This window comes from Streptomyces sp. NRRL WC-3549, assembly GCF_000721935.1.
Taxonomy (GTDB): Bacteria; Actinomycetota; Actinomycetes; order Streptomycetales; family Streptomycetaceae; genus Streptomyces.
The window spans coordinates 16,419-17,915 of the sequence record NZ_KL585391.1; the positions used below are offsets into that span (position 1 = coordinate 16,419).

The window sequence follows — 1,497 nt, forward strand, 5'->3', positions numbered from 1 at the left end:
GGGCGAGTTCAACCGGTCGTTGCAACACCGGGCTGTTGCAACGAGCGTAGCTGCTCTTCAAAGACTTCGGCCGGCGTCCGCCAACCCAGCACCTTGCGGGGCCGGTTGTTGATTGCCAGGGCCACGGCTTCGAGGTCCGCAGACGACCACCTGGAGAGGTCGGTGCCCTTCGGGAAGTACTGACGCAGCAAACCGTTCGTGTTCTCGTTGGTCGGCCGTTGCCAGGGCGAGTGCGGGTCAGCGAAGAACACCTTCGTCCCGGTCTCGAGAGCGAACTGGACGTGACCGGAGAGTTCCTTCCCGCGGTCCCAGGTGAGGGTCTTGCGCAGCTGCTCGGGCAGCTGCGTCATCGACTCGGTGAGCGCCGCGTTCATCGCGGTCGCGCCGTAGCCCCCGAGCGAGGTGCCGTTCTTCACCGGCGGGTTCTCACCCCAGCCTTCGAGGCGGGGCAGGTGCACGAGAAGCGTGGAGCGGCTGCTGCGCTCGACCAGCGTGCCGATCGCGGAGCGGCCCGTCCCGATGATCAAATCGCCTTCCCAGTGTCCGGGGACCGCGCGGTCGGTAGCCTCGGCGGGGCGTTCGCTTAGGACGACGTCTGCGGTGACATGCCCTTGCGGCTTGTTCTGCGACCGCGCACGGGGAGTCCGTAGCGCCCGGCCGGTACGCAGACACGTGACCAGCTCCCGCTTGAGCGCACCACGGCCCTCGATGAACAGCGCCTGGTAGATCGCCTCGTGGCTGATGCGCATGAACTCATCCTCGGGGAAGTCGACGTGCAGTCGGCGCGAGATCTGCTCCGGGCTCCATGCCGTCGCCCATCTTCTGTCCTGCCGGTGCGGCTTGTTCAGGCCCTTCCACGCGGGCGTCGTGGGCCCGGTGACGATCGTGCCGTCGGGACGACGGACGCTGCCGGCGAGCCGTTCCTGTACGTATTCACGCAACCTGTCGTTGCCTGCGAGCTTGGGTGCCTTCGGGCGCTTCGCGGCCTGCTGTGCCTTCCACTGCGCGACCGTGGCCCGGTACTCTTGCTTCCCGCTGCGGGTAGCGGCGTTACGGCGCAACTCGCGCGAGATCGTCCCTGGGTCCCGTCCGATCGCGCGGGAGATCTCTCGCACGCCCTTGTCCTGAGCGCACAGAATCGCGATCTCCTCTCGTTCCTCGAAGGTCAGGTAGCGGCCGGTGGGCTCGGCCAGAGAGATCGGCGGCATGCCGCCAGCGTGACGGAACCACCGAGAACCAACCGGCACCGACACCCCGACCGCCAGCGATGCCTCAGCCGTCGTGACGCCCGTGGCGATCAGCCGCCAGAACTGCCGCTGCACCACCCGCGACGGATCAGGCCGGCCAGGCGAGCGCATCGCCGGCCTCAGCGCCCGGTCAGCACGCCACTGCCGCCGAAGTTCCGCGGGCGCATCGCCGGTCTTCCTGCTCCAGTCCTCCGTAGCGATCTTGAACACCTCCGAAATCAAGGTGTTGCGACGACCGATTGAATCCGCC

General features: G+C 67.6%; 1 protein-coding gene. It reads right to left on the bottom strand.

Annotated features, from left to right (window positions below):
- Positions 1 to 8 precede the first annotated feature (8 nt).
- Positions 9 to 1,358, bottom strand: coding sequence for an IS30 family transposase (locus IH13_RS0108550; RefSeq protein WP_420713347.1), 1,350 nt, complete (start codon positions 1,356 to 1,358; stop codon positions 9 to 11).
- Positions 1,359 to 1,497: the final 139 nt, after the last annotated feature.